The following is a 15702-nucleotide window of genomic DNA, read 5'->3' on the forward strand; positions in this document are numbered from 1 at the left end:
GGACACAATGTCCTGGCAACAAAAGTGTTGCCAAAGGAATCCCAACCAGCAACCATTCCAAAGAACAGCCACCAGTCCGGGGTATAAAACAATTGGCACTGGCTTTACAAGCACCCTGTTGAGTTCTCAAAGAACAACCACACACCAACCACCAGGCCCCGCATCAGCAGAACCCCCAGCCGGGGCATTTCGTTCAACCACCCGCCGCTCTCGCGCCGGGCACTTTTACTACGTTACCTCACCGTCTCTGCCGTGTCAAACCGTGTGTCCCGGTCTGTCACGCTTCGTACGGGTCGGCGCCGCTGAACCCACGCAGCAGTCACCCGCTGCGTCTGATCATCGGATTTGGCAGGCCGGCCGCTGCGGTCTCCCGCTAGCTCGCCCGGTTCCCTGCCGGTCGATAACCTTACCCGGTCGGTTTCGCTCCGCCAAATCCGCCCTCCGGCGTCTTGGCGAGCATCGCCCGGACCAGGTCTTGCGGAGGCGAGAACCTCGTTCGGACCCGGCGCCAATCCCGGTTCGGTGCTTCAGGACTTTCGTCCCGTTTGCCCCGTTCCGCGCTGGCAGAGAGAAAGTTACGCGGCCACAGGTTTGATCGTCAAATCGGTGGGTAGCGGCGCGCGTCACACCCGTCCGACGGGGGCAGGGCGGCGGGAGGCACGGTAGGCGCGGATGCCCAGGACACCGACAGTCGTGCCGATCGCCAGAGAGGCGCCGATCAGCAGGGCGTGCACCCAGAGGAAACCCGTCGGACTGCCCTCGCCGACGACGCCGGCAGACCAGGCGCGCTCGTCGTTCCAGATGGCGACCGCGAACCTCGGCCAGATCGCCCAGGTCCACACTCCGACGGCGACCAGGAACAGTGACCAACCACGTGACAGGACCATGGTCGGCCAGTATGCCAGCGGGCCGTACCCGCAGGTCAGGGCGTCGGGGACGGCGAAGCGTGTTTCCGGCGTGGCCGCCGGGGCACTGTTCCCGGCGTCGAGCCGATGCGCGGGAGGTGCCACCTATGCAGCCGTTCAACCCCTGGGCCTGGCGGGACCCGTCCGCCCTGGCGGGTGGGTACGACCAGACCCGGCCCGGAGACGTACCGCGGCAGCGCGCCGCGGACACCGACGACCAGCTCGACGCCCCCGGTCCCGGTACGCCGCTCGACCTCACCGGCTACCGGGTGGAGGCGACTGACGGCCGGATCGGGTCGATCGACGAGGCGAACGAGGACGCCGACGCGCGCTACCTGGTGGTGGACACCGGGCCGTGGATCTTCGGGAAAAAGGTGCTGCTGCCGGCCGGCACCGTGGCCCGGGTCGACCACCTGGACCGCGTGGTGCACGTGGACCGCACCCGCGACCAGGTGAAGGAGTCGCCCGCGTTCGACAGCGACCACTTCGCGCACCCGGAGTACCGGGAGCGGGTCGGCAGCTACTACTCCGAGAGCTATCGACAGCAGTAAGCGCGGCAGGAGGCAGCGGCGCAGACCGGTGAGCGGTTACCGTGTCAGGCATGGTCCGGCCGCGCAGCTGCCTCCCGGAGACCCGTAGCGGTCTTCCGGGCCACGCTGTCGACGGCCGGGAGCAGATCCTCGACGTACTCCGTGCCGGCGGACTCCGATTCCGCGCCGGCGGGCGATGGCGGCGCTCGTTCTGACGAGCCCGCTCCACCGACCCGGGTGACACCCGGGTCGCTTCTCCCCGCCAGCGAACGGCACGAAAGGCGTACGACCATGTCCTCTGCACGCATGCTCACCGGAGACCGCCCGACCGGGCGGCTGCACCTCGGCCACTACGTGGGCAGCATCGCCAACCGGGTGCGGCTGCACCAGCGCTACGAGAGCTTCTTCATCATCGCCGACCTGCACATGCTCACCACTCGCAACAGCCGCGCGGACATCGAGCAGGTGGCGCACAACGCCCGCGAGATGGTCACCGACATCCTCGCCGCCGGGGTGGAGCCGGAGCGGGCCACGTTCTACCTCCAGTCGGCGATCCCCGAGGTCGGCGACCTGAACACGCTGTTCCAGAACCTGATCACGGTGCCCCGGCTGGAACGGGTGCCGTCGCTGAAGGAGATGACCCGGGACGCCGGCAAGGACGAAATGCCGTACGGCCTGCTCGGCTACCCCGTCCTCCAGGCCGCCGACATCCTCTGCGTGAAGGGGCAGGTCGTGCCGGTCGGGAAGGACAACGCCGCGCACGTCGAGGTGACGCGGGAGATCGCCCGGCGGTTCAACCATCTCTACGGCGAGGTCTTCCCGGTGCCCGACATGTTGATGTCGGAGACGCCCACGCTGGTCGGCACGGACGGCGCCGGGAAGATGAGCAAGAGCAAGGGGAACGCGATCGCGCTCTCCGACGACGCGGCGACGGTGCGCCGCAAGGTGATGGGGATGTACACCGACCCGAACCGGGTCCGCGCCGACGTGCCCGGCACCGTCGAGGGGAACCCGGTCTTCGAGTACCACGACATCTTCAACCCGGACCGGGCGCAGGTGGCGGAGTTCAAGGACCGCTACCGGGCCGGGCGGGTCGGTGACGTCGAGGTCAAGGAGGCGCTGGCGACGGCGCTCAACCGGTTCCTCGACCCGATCCGGGAGCGCCGGGCCCGGTTCGAGGCGCAGCCCGGCCTGGTCGACGAGCTGATCGTCACCGGCACCGAGCGGACCCGCGTCGAGGTGCGCCGCACGCTCGTCGAGGTCCGCCGGGCGATGGGCCTGAGCAGCGCGTACGCCCAGGTGCGGCGCCGGGCCGAGCGCTACCGCAAGGCCGTCGCCACCTCGGCCTGACGACAGACCGGCCCGGGGTACGCGCTTGCGCACGCCCCGGGCCGGCCGGTTACGCTGCCGACATGGCCAGTTCGCACGCGTACCCGATGACGTCCTCCGACGTCCGGCTCGGCGCGCTGCGACGCCGGCGGTCCCGCGACCGCCTGCGCTGAGCCTTCCCTCCTGCGACCGGCGGATCGAGCCGCCGGTCGTCATCGACCGCCCTCGCTCCGCCGTCGCGTTCCCGTCAGTTGATCCGCGCGGCGGATCCACAGCGAGATCGGCGTACCCATGGATCTTGAAAGGTTGCTCACCGACCGGCTGGCGCCGGCGTTCGCGGCGGTGGCCGGCGTGCCGGTTGACCCGGCCGTGCGGCGCTCCCAGCACGCGGACTTCCAGTCCGACGCGGCGCTGGGCCTGGCCCGGCGGCTCAGCCGGCCGCCGCGGGAGATCGCGGCGGAGGTACGGGAGCGCGCGGCGCTGGCCGACGTCTGCGCGTCGGTCGAGGTGTCCGGTCCGGGTTTCCTGAACCTGACGGTGGCCGACCACGCGCTCGGCGGGCTGGTGTCCGCGCTGGCCGCCGACCCGCGGCTCGGCGTGCCGCCGGTGGCCGAACCGGAGACGGTGGTGGTCGACTACTCGGCGCCGAACGTGGCGAAGGAGATGCACGTCGGGCACCTGCGGTCGACGGTGATCGGGGACGCGGCGGCCCGGACGCTGGAGTGGCTCGGGCACCGGGTGCTGCGCGCCAACCACCTCGGCGACTGGGGCACGCCGTTCGGCATGCTCATCGAGCACCTGCTCGACCTGGGCGAGGCCGGGGCGGCGCAGGAGCTTTCGATGGGTGACCTGGACGGGTTCTACAAGGCGGCGCGGGCGAAGTTCGACGACGACGAGGCGTTCCGGGAACGGTCGCGGCGGCGGGTGGTGGCGTTGCAGGGCGGCGACCCGGCGACGCTGCGGCTGTGGCGGCTGCTGGTGACGCAGTCGGAGAGCTACTTCCTGACCGTGTACGACCTGCTCGACGTGACGCTGACCGGCGACGACTTCCGGGGTGAGAGCAGCTACCACGACCAGCTCGCGCCGACTGTCGAGGAACTGGACCGGCTCGGGCTGCTGCGGCGCAGCGAGGGCGCGGACTGCGTGTTCCCGCCCGGATCGGTGGGCCGTGACGGCGAGCCGTTGCCGCTGATCGTGCGCAAGTCCGACGGCGGGTTCGGCTATCCGGCCACCGATCTGGCCGCGCTGCGGCACCGGACCGGCACGCTCGGCGCGACCCGGCTGCTCTACGTGGTCGGGCTGCCGCAACGGCGGCACTTCGAGATGGTGTTCGCGGTCGGCGCGCAGGCCGGCTGGCTGGCCGCGCCGGTGCGGGCCGAGCACGTCGGGTTCGGCTCGATCCTCGGCCCGGACGGGCGGATGCTGCGCAGCCGGGCCGGCGGGTCGGTGAAGCTGGTCGGGCTGCTCACCGAGGCTGTGGAGCGGGCCACCGCGCTGGCCCGGGAACGCAACCCGGAGCTGGGCGAGGCGGAGGCCGCCGAGGTGGGGCGCGCGGTGGGCATCGGCGCGATCAAGTACGCCGACCTGTCCGGGGACCGGCACAAGGACTACGTGCTGGACTGGGAGCGGATGCTGTCGCTGGACGGGAACACCGCGCCGTACCTGCAGTACGCGTACTCCCGGGTCCGGTCGATCTTCCGGCGGGCCGGCGCGGCGGCGCGGCCGGACGCGGAGGTCTCGCTTGCCGAGCCGGCCGAGCGGGCGCTCGCGATGGAACTGGTCGGCTTCGCCGCTGTGGTCGAGGAGGTGGCGGGCAGCCTGGAGTTCCACCGCCTGACCGCCTACCTGCACCGGCTGGCTGTCGCGTTCAGCGCGTTCTACGAGCGCTGCCCGGTGCTGCGGGCGGAGGGACCGCTGCGGGAGAGCCGGCTCGTGTTGTGCGAGCTGACCGCGCGGGTGCTGCGGCAGGGCCTGGACCTGCTCGGCATCCGTACCCCGGAACGGTTGTGAGGCCGCGGGGCCACCGGAAGCCCGTGCGGCGGCTAGCGTGACGCATCGATCGAACGAGAGGTAGGCGGCCATGGCGGATCGACGCGCGGTACTCGCTCCGGGACGGGGCTACGACACCCGGGGGCCGCTGTTCGTCTACATCGGGGAGGCGTTGCGCCGGCGCGGTTTCGAGGTGCATGAGGTGACCTGGCGGTCGATCGGCGATCTGCGCCACGACGCCGCGCCGGAGTGGGTCGCCGAGCAGTTGGATCCGGTCCTCGACGCCGGGGTGGATCTGCTCGTGGGCAAGTCGCTCGGTAGTTTCGCCGCCCCGCTCGCCGCTGACCGGGGCATTCCGGCGGTCTGGCTGACGCCGTTGCTGACCGACCCCGCGGTACGGGAGCCGCTGGCCCGGGCCACCGCGCCGTTCCTGCTGGCCGGCGGCACAGCCGACCCGGTCTGGGACGGAGCGGTGGCGCGGCGGCTCACCCCGTACGTGGTGGAGGTCGCCGACGCCGACCACTCGATGATGGTGCCCGGACCGCTGGCGGCCTCGGCCGAGGCGCTGGGGCGGGTCTGCACGGCGGTGGAGGAGTTCGTCGACGGCCGCTGACGGGTCAGCGGCGGCGTCGCCGCGTCCACACCACTCCCGCCACCGCAGCGATGAGCGGCAGCAGGCAGCAGAGCGTCAGGATGAACAGGTGCCACGGCTTGATCGCTCCCATGGGGCGAACGATAGGCGTCGCTGTCCACAGCCCGCTACGCTCGGGCGGCCTTGCCGTCCAGCCACAGCGTGTCGCTGTCGTCGCGGTGCGAGCCGGTGGAGCCGACGTGCTTGGCGCTGATCTTCGGCCCGTTCCTGATCACGTGGACCAGGGCCATCGCGTGTCCCCGGCCGAGGCCGTACTCGTCCTTGAGCCAGCCGACGATCACGCCGGCCTTCACGTCGGCGGCGTCGTAGCCACGCTCCCGGGCCTGGTCGACCAGGGCGCGCGGGGTCTTGCCGGTCTTGTCCTCGATCGCGTCGAGGTATGCCTGGAAGGACATCTGCTCAACCCTTCGTCCGGGAGGTGGTGACAACTCCACCCTCCCGGGCGGCGCGGGTCCGATCAACGACGGACCGGGCCACCGTCGTTGCCTCCAGGACAACGATCGGGCGAGACGCCGGAGAGCCCGGCCCGCGTGGTCGCGGGCCGGGCTCTCCACACCTCGGGGGTACGCGCTCAGCGCTGAAGCGTGAGCAGTCCGGGGCGGTAGGGCAGGAGGCCGTAGTCGCCGCCGGAGTTGGGGGAGCGGCCCTGGTAGAGCAGTTGGAGGTTGCAGGGGTCGACGGTGAAGGTCTGGTCCGCGGTGGTGCGGATCAGTTCACCGTGGCTGATGTCGTTGGTCCAGGTGGCGCCGCTGTTGGCCTTGCCGGCGAACGGGTTGGACTCGGTGGCGGCCTGCGGGGTCCAGGAGCCGTTCAGGCTGGTGGCGGTGAACGACCGGAAGTAGCGGCCCTGCGAGCCGATCGCCTCGACGATCATCAGGTAGCGGGTCTGGCCCTGCAGCTTGTAGACCTGCACGGCCTCGAACAGGTTGTTCGTGCTGTCGGACATGATCGTGGTGTAGTTCGACCCGAAGCTGCCGGGGAAGTTCCCGATCGGCATGCTGGAGCGGTAGATCTTGCCGTTGTCACCGGCGAAGAACAGGTACATGTTCTGGTCGTCGGCGATCAGCGTCTGGTCGATCGGGCCGGTGCCGGAGCCGGAGATGCTGCCGGTGAACAGCGGCTGCGCCGACGACCACCCGTTGGGGTTGGTGGGGTCGTTGGAGGTGCGGTAGGAGAACGCGGTCGGTCCCCACTGGTACGCCAGGACCCAGATGTTGCGCGGCGCGAAGTAGAACAACGTCGGCGCCACGGTCCCCGACGACATCGCGTTCTGGCTGGCCGACGCCATCTGCGACCAGTTCGAGAACAGACCGAAGTTCATCGACCCCCACGACGACCCGGTGTCGTGCGTCGTCGCGTAGACCAGGTGCTGCCCGTTGTAGGGCACCACCGTGAAGTCCTTCAACGACACCCAACCCGACCGCGGCTGCGCCAACGCGCCGGTCGACGACCACCGGTACGACGACGGCAGGTTGCACGTGCCACCCGGCGGCGGCGTGGTGGGAGGCGGCGTGGTGGGGTTGCCGCCACCACCGTCGACGCGGACGAGCTGCCACTGCTGGTTGGCGCCGTTCCAGTCGTCGTACTGGACGATGTTTCCGCCGTCGGCGGTCGAGGCGCCCTGCACCTCCACCACCTTGTTGCTGTTGCGGTTGATCAGCCGGATGTAGCCGCTGTCGGAGTCGGCCAGCCGGAACTGCTGGTTGGTGCCGTTCAGGTCGGACCACTGCACGATGCTGCCGCCGTTGGCGGTCGACCAGTTGTAGACGTCGAGCACCTTGCCGGACAGCCGGGACTTCAGCCGGTAGTAGCCGCCGCCGGAGTCGACGAACTGCCACTGCTGCTGGTTGCCGTTGTTGCGCGTCCACTGGGTGATCCGCGCGCCGTCGTTGGTGGCCAGGTTGTAGACGTCGAGCGCCTTGCCGCTGTTGCGGTTGACCAGGACGTACCAGGCGTTCGTGTCGACGCTCGCGGCGACGGCGGGCGCGGACACGGCCGCCACGGCGGCGGCGCCGACGAGGACCGCGGCAGCGCCGGTCGCGACGACTCGCGGCAGCCATCCGCGCCGTCGCGGGGGCGACACCGTCGATGGGGATCTACCAAAAGCAAACATGTTCCTCCCTCAGATCACACTTGTGAGCGCTAACAATTAGCGCTGGCGCACTGACCTCACACCCGGCCTGCCACGCGGCCGTCCGCGCCCGCTCGGCGACCCATCGCTCCCGCCGCCCCGTGCCATCGACTGTGAGCGATAACACGCCGTTCGTCAAGTCGTAACAGTCGATGGAAGGCGGGCGCGTGACGTTACCGGCCCATGTCAGCTTCTCGACCCAGCACTACCGCTGCCCGCACCACGGCTCGACAGTGCACACGGCTGGAGGGGGTGGGGGAATTGGGGCAGCCGGCGAACGAATCCGTCATGATCCGGGACTGGTTCAGCGTGCCGCGGGTGTCCGCCGAGGACCGGGCCGCGATCTTCGGCGTACGCACCCAGGACCCGCGGGTGGAGTTCGTCGCGCTGACCGTCAAGTACTGGCTGGACGCGCACGCCACCCGGTCGATGACCCGCGAGCGGGTCCTGACCGCGATGAGCGGGCGCATCACCGCCGACAACGTCTGGGACCTGGTCGCGATGCTGGCGAGACTGCGGCTGGCCGAGGCGTTCTTCGACCTGGCCGCCTCGGACGTCGACACCGACGGCGCGTTCCGCCGTCTCCTGCTCGGCCTCGACCCCGCGCTGCTCGACGCGATGCGGCACTACGCGGCCTGGAACGGGATCAACCCGAAGCTGTTCCTCGACGGGTTCGCCGTCGGCGTCGGGGAATCCGTCGCGACGGTGGTGGTCGACCTCGGCAAGCTCGTGCAGTTGATCGGCCGCCTTCAGCAGGAACAGTTCACCACGCTCATCGTGCTGACGGTCGACCCCCGCGCCGGTGTGCAACGCATCGCCGACCAGGCCACCGTCGTACGCCAGGCGCTGGCCGGGATCGTGGCCGCGCTGGACCCGACCACCGTCCCGGATCGGCTGCTGGCGCTGTGGCGCGGCTGGGCGGCCGAGTTCGCCCGCCACCTGGAGAACCTCGACCCGTTCGCCGCCGGCCGGCTGCTCGGCCGCGTCGCCGGTGACCTGTACCAGGTGCTCACCGGCCTGGTGCATCTCGCCCGGCTGCTCGGCGGCGTCGCGGTGCGCGCCGCCGTCCGGTACGTGCCGCTACTGCTCGCGGGCGCCCGCGAGGCGCGCCTGCTGACCGCACAGATGGCCGCGCTGCTGGTGGCGATCGGCCGGGCCGCGATCGCCGCCACGCCCCGGGTGGGGCTGGCCGTCCTGCGCACGCTCTTCCCGCCGAAGGTGCTCGACGCGCTGTTCCGGCAGGGCCGGGTGCTGCTCGCCGACGCCGAGCTGACGTTGAGCGTGTTCAACCAGGCGGCGCACGCCGAGGCGTTCGCGGGCGCCGGCGCGGGCACCCGGCTCGGCGCGCTGGTCAGCCTCGACGGTCGGCCGGTGCTGATGGCGAGCATGTCGGAGACGGTGTCGTCGGCCGGCCGGGCGGCGACCCGGGCCGAGCTGAGCGAGGCGCTGGACGAGATCATCAAGCGGGTCGAGGACCTGCGCGAGCTGAAGCCGCCGAAGACACCCCGGGACGTCCAGGCCGCCGTCGTGCGCGCGGCCATCGCCCGGCAACTGGAGCAGCGGCTGACCACCGCGTTCAACAGGGCGCTCCAGACCGCCGCGTACGAGGAGTTCCGCGCGCTGCGCAAGGCCGGGCAGGCGCAACCGTGGCGGCTCGGCCAGCAGGTGCACCGGCGGATGGCCGCCGAGGTCGCCCAGCTCGTCGGCCGGTCGCCGGGCCTGGAGGCGTTCGCGGAGAAGTCACTGGCGACAGTGGTCGAGGCGGTCCGCACGGCCCACCCGGAGCTGGCGCCCGCTCTGCGCGGCTCCGACGCGGTGCTGCGCCAGACCGTCGCCCAGATGCTGCTCGGCCACCCGGACCGGGATCTGCTGCTGCGCCTCGTCGGCTTCACCGGCAACCCGGCCGCGACCGGGGCGGAGAAGGCGCTCGCCGGCCACCTCGCCGAGCGGTTCCGGTGGAAGGCCTCCACCACCGTCGGGGACCTCCGCTCCGACCTGCTGCTCGTCGACCCCGAGGCGGCGCGCGTCACCAACGTCGACTGGACCTCCTCGACCAAGCTGGAACGCTTCGAGAAGACCTGGGGCACCGTCGCCGACGACCTCGGGGAGACGTTCGACGGTCGCTGGGAGGCGATCGCGGAGGCGTACCAGCGGGCCGCCAAGGGCGGGGTGCCGGCGGAGGTCGTCGCCGGCCTCGAAGAACTGACCGCGCACGCCGTACGCGAGACGGTCGTCCGCCAGGCCGCCCTCAGCCAGTTGTTCCCCGGATTCTTCGTCACCTCGCACGAGATGACGTACCAGGGGCTGCACTCCCTGTTCACACTGCCGCTGTAGAGGAGCACCGATGGGCAGAGTCGTCGTCGCCGACGCCGATCCGGCGACGCTTGGTTTCAGCACCGCGCATTCCGACAGGTACGTCTACTCCAACTACTTCGTACCGGTCCGGCTCACGTTCGGCGGTGGCGAGACGCCCATCCTGCCGTTCTACGTCAAGCAGGCGCTGATCGAGGCGATCCGCTACGGCGGGCTCGACGGCGACCGGCTGCCGCACCTGCTCAAACAACTCGGCCTCTACGACCTGTGGAAGGCCAACGAGATGGACGCCGCCACCGAGGCGCTGCCCGGCGCCGACTCGGGCATGTCGTACCGGGAGCCGCCGGCGCGACGCCAGACGCTCCTCGGCGACCAGCAGGCGGAGTTCCTCGCCGGCCTGCTCCAGTCCGACGTCGGCATCGCGTTCCTCGACCGCACCCGGATCCGGCCGGTGGGCTTCGCGCTCGGCGAGCACGTCTACGCGCTGGCGCTCGCCCCCGGTGAGGAGGCCGTGCTGGAGCAGCGCACCTACACCAAGCGCGAGCTGACCCTGGAGGAGCAGAACGAGTCGGAACAGCAGACCGACGTCGAGCTGACCAGCGCGCTCACCACCGAACTCCAGGAGGGCTTCGAGCGGCAGAAGTCGCTCACCGACACCTGGGGGCTCAACGCGAGCCACACCGGCCAGTACACCAGCCCGACCGGCATCTGGGGCACCTTCAACGCCAGCCACACCATCGGCTTCGCCACCAGCGTCACCGCGGCGAGCCAGGAGACGAGCCGCCGCGCGGTCAAGGACAGCCGGACCGCCACCTCGAAGGTCGCGGCGCGCTACCGCACCCAGCACAAGACCGATTTCAAGCTCGTCACCGAGACGGGTACGGAGTCGTCCTCGAAGCGCACCGTCCGCAACCCGAACCGGGCCACGCCGATCACGCTGCACTACTTCAAGGTGCTGCAACGGCTGGAGCTGGCCCACGAGCGGTACGGCGCACGGGTCTGCTGGGCCCCCACGATCAAGGACCCGGCGCTCGCCTTCGCCCAGAAGATCACCAGCGGGCGGCAGCGGATCCGCGACAACGCGGTCGCCGCGCTGCCCCCGATGCCGGTGAAGCCGGAGCGCCCGCCGCGTGGCGCGCCCGCCGCGGTGGAGACGCGCGTCGTGTACTCCGCCGTGGTCACGCTCGACAAGTGGGGATTCACCGGCGACATGAGCGCCGACTACGACATCGACGTCACCCTCGACGCCGGCTGGGAGTGGGACGGCAACGTCGACACGATCCGGCAGAACCTCAACCTGATCACCCGCCGCCCGCCGACCGCCATCGCGGCCCAGGTCGTCGGTGTGCCGGTGGTGACGGAGGCGGACGGCCGACCAGTCCTGCGCGTCCGCATCCATGTGGGCGCGGCCAGCTGGCTGGGCGGTCCCGGCGCGCAGGCCCAGATCGCGGCCGGGTTCCGGCGTACCCCGACGGTGGTGGACCAGACCGCCGACGACGCGGCGTACAACGCGCTGGTCGCGGGCTACCTGACCGATCTTCAGGAGTGGCAGGACCGGCGCGACGCGGCGCTGGCGGCGGCGGAGACGGCGGGGGACGAGTTCGAGGCGCGGCTGCGGGCCGGCTTCTCCCCGGTCAACGAGATGGTCTCGCAGATCGTGGAGGCGCACTTCCCGGCCAGCGTGCGGGACGAGGCGTGGGAGATCGACTTCTGGCACCGGGTCTTCGACTGGGAGCGCGCGTCGTTCGTGGCGTACCCCGGGTGGTGGTCCGGCGGCGACGCCCGCGCCCCGGAGCGCGACCCCGGTGACTTCGTCAACGCCAGCTGGGCGAAGCTCTACCTGCCGGTGCGGGCCGGCATGGAGCTGGCCGCGCTGCGGTGGATCTTCGGGAAGGTGGTGGCGACGCGCCTGGCACCGGAGGTGGAGCGGGAGCTGGAGGCGTTCGTGGACGAGCTGACGGCGTACCGGGCCGGCCATCTCGGCACCGGCGACGAGATGCCCGAGCTGAGCACCGAGTGCCAGGACGTGCCGGAGCGGGTGTACTGCCTGGCGAAGTGGACCGAGCTGATGCCCACCGACGGCACCCACCTGGAGGTGGTGCAGGGCGCCACGACCGCGGCCGACGAGGTGACCGCCAAGGAGATCAGCGACGCGGAGGCGCTGCGGGCCGCGCTGCTCGACGGCGAGGTGCAGACCAACCGGCTGCGGACCAGGGCGTACGACCAGATGACCGAGCCGGCCGACGTCGACATCCGCCTCGGCACGCCGTCCGGGAGCGGCCCCACCGCCTGAGCCGCTCGTCCACCCCGATCCCTCACCTGACCAGGGGATCGGGGTGGACGAATTCTGGCAAAGTCTGAACTTTCGATTCGTGGCCTAGATCGGTAAAAAGGCGCATAATTGATCCCTTACGCTCGCTCCCTCGGGGCGACGACGACGCCGGCCGGCGAACCGTCCAAAAAGAACCGTCTCCCACCGGTGGGTCGATGGCGCTGGATCCCTAAAGCCACTAGGTTGGCCGTCGCCGCTGTGCTCGGCCGGCATTCACAAACCTAAGGAACACTCATGACGACCGCACCCTTGCGCCAGGATGAGCCCCCGGTCTCGCTGGTCAGGGTCCGCGCGGAGCCGCTCGACCGGCTCTCCGCCGCGGACATCTCCCCCATCGTGCGCCGGGTGATGGCGGCTCACCTCGATCAGACCCGGATCCCGGCGGCGAAGTTCTCGTCGTTCATCTGATCCGCGATGGCCCCGGGGCCCGCCCGCGCGGCGCTCACCGAGTTCGTCCTCAAGGTGCACGCCAGGTGTGACCTGGCGTGCGACCACTGCTACGTCTACGAACACGCCGACCAGAGCTGGCGCCGCCGCCCGGTACGGATGACGCCGGACGTGCTCCGGGCCGCGGCCGGACGGATCGCCGAGCACGCGGCGGCCCACGGGCTGCCGGACGTCACAGTCGTCCTGCACGGCGGGGAGCCGCTGCTGCTCGGCCCCGACGGGCTGGGCCGGGTGCTCGCCGAACTGCGGCGCGTCATCGGGCCGGTCACCCGGCTCCGGATCGGCATGCAGACAAACGGCGTGCTGCTCTCCGAGCGGTTCTGCGACGTACTCGCCGAACACGACGTGGCGGTCGGCGTATCGCTCGACGGCGACCGGGCCGCCAACGACAGGCACCGGATCTACCGGTCCGGCGCCAGCAGTTACGACCAGGTGCTGCGCGCGCTCGCCCTGCTGCGCCGCCCGGCGTACCGGCGGCTCTGGTCCGGCCTGCTCTGCACGGTGGACGTGCGCAACGACCCGATCGCGGTGTACGAGGCCCTGCTCGCCCAGGAGCCCTCGCGGATCGACTTCCTGCTCCCGCACGCCACCTGGGACGACCCGCCGTGGCGGCCGGCCGCCGGGGACACCGCGTACGCCCGCTGGCTGCGCGCCGTCCACGACCGCTGGCGCGCGGACGGCCGACCGGTCCCGGTGCGCCTGTTCGACTCGCTCCTGTCCACCGCACGCGGCGGGCCCAGCGGCACCGAATGGCTGGGCCTCGACCCGGTCGACCTGGCGGTGATCGAGACGGACGGCGAGTGGGAGCAGGCGGACTCGCTCAAGACCGCGTACGACGGCGCGCCGGCCACCGGCATGACCGTCTTCTCGCACGCGGCCGACGACGTGGCAGCAAGCCCGCTCCTGGCCCGCCGCCGCTCCGGCCGGGCCGGTCTCAGCGACGAGTGCCGGCGGTGCCCGGTGGTCGACCAGTGCGGCGGCGGACTCTTCGCCCACCGGTACGGCGCCGGGCACTTCGACCATCCGAGTGTCTACTGCGCCGATCTGAAAGAGCTGATCGTGCACGTGAACGAGAACCCACCGGAACCCGTCCGGCTCGACGCCGGCCTGCCCGACGACTTCATCGACCGCCTCGCGGCGCCGACCGGCGACCGGGTCGCCATCGGCCGGCTCGTCGAGGCACAGATCGCCATCGTCCGCGCGCTGCTCGCCGAGGTGGCCGACCGCCTGCCGGCCGGCGGGGCCGGAGCCGACGGCTGGGAGGCGCTGACCGCGCTCGACCGCAGCGCGCCGGAATCAGTGGCCCGGATCGCGGCCCATCCGTACGTGCGCGCGTGGGCTGTCGACTGCCTCGCCGGCACCGGCACCGGTGCCCGCCAGGGGCCGGGCTACCTGAGCGCGCTCGCCGCCGCCGCCGCGCTCGACGCAGGCGTTCCGGTACGCCTCGACGTGCCGGTGCGATCCGGCCGCCTGCACCTGCCGACGGTCGGCACGGTGCTGCTGCCCGAGGTGGGTGACGGCACCGCACGGGTCGAGACCGGCCCGGGCTCGCTGCGGGTGCGGGCCGGGGACGTGACGGTGGCCGTGAGTCCGGGCGCGGCGGGCGGGCCCCGCTGGTGGCCGACCCGCCGTCTCGTCGCGCCGGACGTGTCGGTGCTGCTGGAGGACGGCGACCCGCACCGCGACTGCCACCGGCTGCCCGCCGATGACCGGCTCGACGACGCGGGCGCCGTGCGCTGGGCGGAGACGTTCGCGGCGGCGTGGCAGGTGATCCGGGACGAGGTGCCGGGCCACGCCGAGGAACTGCGTACCGGGCTGCGGGCGGTGGTGCCGTTGCGGCGCAGCGGCGACGGGGTCAGCGAGGCGTCGACCGCCCGGCAGGCGTTCGGCGGTGTCGCGGCCACGGAGACCGACGCCGGGTCGGTGGCGGTGCTGCTCGTGCACGAGTTCCAGCACAGCAAGATGAACGCGCTGCTGGACGTCTGCGACCTGGTCGACGGCACCGGGCCGATCGACATCACTGTGGGCTGGCGGCCCGACCCGCGTCCGGCGGAGGCCGTCCTGCACGGCATCTACGCGCACGCGGCGGTGGCCGACATCTGGCGCGTCCGGGCGGACCGCCAGGTCGACGGCGCGCAGGCGGTCTACCGGCAGTACCGGGACTGGACGGCCGAGGCGATCGGTGCGCTGCAACGGGCGGACGCGCTCACCCCGGCCGGCTCACGGCTGGTCCGGCAGGTGGCCCGCTCGATGTCCGGATGGCCGTCGTGACCACCGCCGTCCCGCCCGCGCACCGGGTCGACACGCTCGCCGCCGACCTGCGGGCGCTCGGGCTCGGCAGCGGTGACGTGGTGCTCGTGCACTGCTCCCTGCGTGCCCTCGGACCGGTGGCCGGCGGGCCGGCCACGCTGGCCGACGCGCTGCGGGCCGTCGTCGGGCCGTCCGGCACCGTCGTCGTCCCGGCGCAGACCCCCGACAACTCGGTGAGCAGCCCCGCGTACCACGCCGCGACCGCCGGACTCACCGACGAGGAACGCCGGGCGTACGAGGACCGGATGCCCGGCTTCGACCCGGCCGTCACGCCGTCGTTCGGCGTGGGCGCGTTCGCCGAGCACGTACGCCGGTTGCCCGGCGCGGTACGCAGCCCGCACCCGCAGACGTCGTTCAGCGCCTGGGGCCCCCGGGCGGAGGAGCTGATGCGCGTCCACGACCTGGACTCGCATCTCGGCGAGCGCTCGCCGCTGGCCGCGCTGGAGGCCGCCGGGGCCTGGACCCTGCTGCTCGGTGTCGGCTATTCGACATGTACCGCGTTGCACCTCGCCGAGTACCGGTTGCGCCGCCCGCCGCAGCGGCGTCCGTACCGCTGCTATGTGCTGCGCGACGGCCGCCGGGAACGGCTGGACTTCGAGGCGCCGCACCTCGACGCGAGCCCGTTCGCCGAGGTCGGAGTGGAACTCGACAGGGAACCGTTCACCCGGCGCGGGACGGTCGGGAGCGCCCCGGCACGGCTGCTGCCGATAGCCGCGGCGGTACGCGCCACGGTCGCGTGGATGGACGCCCACATCGGACGGTGA

12 protein-coding genes are annotated in these 15702 nt (G+C 71.7%); 9 read left to right on the top strand and 3 right to left on the bottom strand.

The window, feature by feature from the left end:
• Positions 1-623 precede the first annotated feature (623 nt).
• Positions 624-887, bottom strand: a complete 264-nt coding sequence (locus A4R25_RS29700) for an SCO4848 family membrane protein (RefSeq protein ID WP_064448843.1) — start codon at positions 885-887, stop codon at positions 624-626.
• Between the two features lie 125 nt (positions 888-1012).
• Between A4R25_RS29700 and A4R25_RS29705 the strand changes: the two genes are divergently transcribed.
• From A4R25_RS29705 to A4R25_RS29720, 4 genes are all read left to right on the top strand, one after another.
• Positions 1013-1456, top strand: coding sequence for a PRC-barrel domain-containing protein (locus tag A4R25_RS29705; protein WP_064448820.1), 444 nt, complete (start codon positions 1013-1015; stop codon positions 1454-1456).
• A 270-nt stretch (positions 1457-1726) separates the two neighbouring features.
• Positions 1727-2785, top strand: coding sequence for a tryptophan--tRNA ligase (gene trpS, locus A4R25_RS29710; protein ID WP_064448821.1), 1059 nt, complete (start codon positions 1727-1729; stop codon positions 2783-2785).
• Between the two features lie 270 nt (positions 2786-3055).
• Positions 3056-4774, top strand: coding sequence for an arginine--tRNA ligase (gene argS / locus A4R25_RS29715; protein WP_064448822.1), 1719 nt, complete (start codon positions 3056-3058; stop codon positions 4772-4774).
• Positions 4775-4844: 70 nt separating this feature from the next.
• Positions 4845-5366 carry an alpha/beta hydrolase gene (locus tag A4R25_RS29720; RefSeq protein WP_064448823.1) on the top strand — a complete coding sequence of 174 codons (522 nt, stop codon included), beginning with the start codon at positions 4845-4847 and terminating at the stop codon, positions 5364-5366.
• A gap of 146 nt (positions 5367-5512) precedes the next feature.
• On the opposite strand, the gene A4R25_RS29725 is transcribed toward A4R25_RS29720, so the two are convergent.
• Both A4R25_RS29725 and A4R25_RS29730 read right to left on the bottom strand, forming a co-directional pair.
• Positions 5513-5800, bottom strand: coding sequence for a DUF4287 domain-containing protein (locus A4R25_RS29725; protein WP_064448824.1), 288 nt, complete (start codon positions 5798-5800; stop codon positions 5513-5515).
• Positions 5801-5976: 176 nt separating this feature from the next.
• On the bottom strand, positions 5977-7518 hold the full coding sequence (locus tag A4R25_RS29730) for a non-reducing end alpha-L-arabinofuranosidase family hydrolase (RefSeq protein ID WP_043327805.1): 1542 nt from the start codon (positions 7516-7518) through the stop codon (positions 5977-5979).
• A gap of 306 nt (positions 7519-7824) precedes the next feature.
• Between A4R25_RS29730 and A4R25_RS29735 the strand changes: the two genes are divergently transcribed.
• From A4R25_RS29735 to A4R25_RS29750, 5 genes are all read left to right on the top strand, one after another.
• Positions 7825-9870, top strand: a complete 2046-nt coding sequence (locus A4R25_RS29735) for a hypothetical protein (protein ID WP_222948726.1) — start codon at positions 7825-7827, stop codon at positions 9868-9870.
• A 10-nt stretch (positions 9871-9880) separates the two neighbouring features.
• Entirely contained in the window at positions 9881-12142 is a 2262-nt protein-coding gene (locus A4R25_RS29740; protein WP_064448826.1) for a hypothetical protein, read from the top strand.
• A gap of 273 nt (positions 12143-12415) precedes the next feature.
• On the top strand, positions 12416-12589 hold the full coding sequence (locus A4R25_RS31620; protein ID WP_166456745.1) for a hypothetical protein: 174 nt from the start codon (positions 12416-12418) through the stop codon (positions 12587-12589).
• 6 nt (positions 12590-12595) lie between these two features.
• Complete coding sequence (locus A4R25_RS29745) at positions 12596-14899, top strand: FxsB family cyclophane-forming radical SAM/SPASM peptide maturase (RefSeq protein ID WP_064448827.1); 2304 nt, start codon at positions 12596-12598, stop codon at positions 14897-14899.
• Complete coding sequence (locus A4R25_RS29750) at positions 14887-15702, top strand: aminoglycoside N(3)-acetyltransferase (RefSeq protein ID WP_064448828.1); 816 nt, start codon at positions 14887-14889, stop codon at positions 15700-15702. Before A4R25_RS29745 ends, A4R25_RS29750 begins: the two co-directional genes overlap by 13 nt.

Source organism: Micromonospora sp. NBRC 110037 (assembly GCF_001652995.1).
In the GTDB taxonomy this organism is placed as follows: domain Bacteria; phylum Actinomycetota; class Actinomycetes; order Mycobacteriales; family Micromonosporaceae; genus Micromonospora; species Micromonospora chalcea.

What these genes read in the sequence shown, in the direction of transcription:
- A4R25_RS29700 (WP_064448843.1), bottom strand. Translation starts at nt 887, where the DNA reads ATGGTCCTGTCACGTGGTTGGTCACTGTTCCTGGTCGCCGTCGGAGTG.
- A4R25_RS29705 (WP_064448820.1), top strand. Translation starts at nt 1,013, where the DNA reads ATGCAGCCGTTCAACCCCTGGGCCTGGCGGGACCCGTCCGCCCTGGCG.
- trpS (WP_064448821.1), top strand. Translation starts at nt 1,727, where the DNA reads ATGTCCTCTGCACGCATGCTCACCGGAGACCGCCCGACCGGGCGGCTG.
- argS (WP_064448822.1), top strand. Translation starts at nt 3,056, where the DNA reads ATGGATCTTGAAAGGTTGCTCACCGACCGGCTGGCGCCGGCGTTCGCG.
- A4R25_RS29720 (WP_064448823.1), top strand. Translation starts at nt 4,845, where the DNA reads ATGGCGGATCGACGCGCGGTACTCGCTCCGGGACGGGGCTACGACACC.
- A4R25_RS29725 (WP_064448824.1), bottom strand. Translation starts at nt 5,800, where the DNA reads ATGTCCTTCCAGGCATACCTCGACGCGATCGAGGACAAGACCGGCAAG.
- A4R25_RS29730 (WP_043327805.1), bottom strand. Translation starts at nt 7,518, where the DNA reads ATGTTTGCTTTTGGTAGATCCCCATCGACGGTGTCGCCCCCGCGACGG.
- A4R25_RS29735 (WP_222948726.1), top strand. Translation starts at nt 7,825, where the DNA reads ATGATCCGGGACTGGTTCAGCGTGCCGCGGGTGTCCGCCGAGGACCGG.
- A4R25_RS29740 (WP_064448826.1), top strand. Translation starts at nt 9,881, where the DNA reads ATGGGCAGAGTCGTCGTCGCCGACGCCGATCCGGCGACGCTTGGTTTC.
- A4R25_RS31620 (WP_166456745.1), top strand. Translation starts at nt 12,416, where the DNA reads ATGACGACCGCACCCTTGCGCCAGGATGAGCCCCCGGTCTCGCTGGTC.
- A4R25_RS29745 (WP_064448827.1), top strand. Translation starts at nt 12,596, where the DNA reads ATGGCCCCGGGGCCCGCCCGCGCGGCGCTCACCGAGTTCGTCCTCAAG.
- A4R25_RS29750 (WP_064448828.1), top strand. Translation starts at nt 14,887, where the DNA reads ATGGCCGTCGTGACCACCGCCGTCCCGCCCGCGCACCGGGTCGACACG.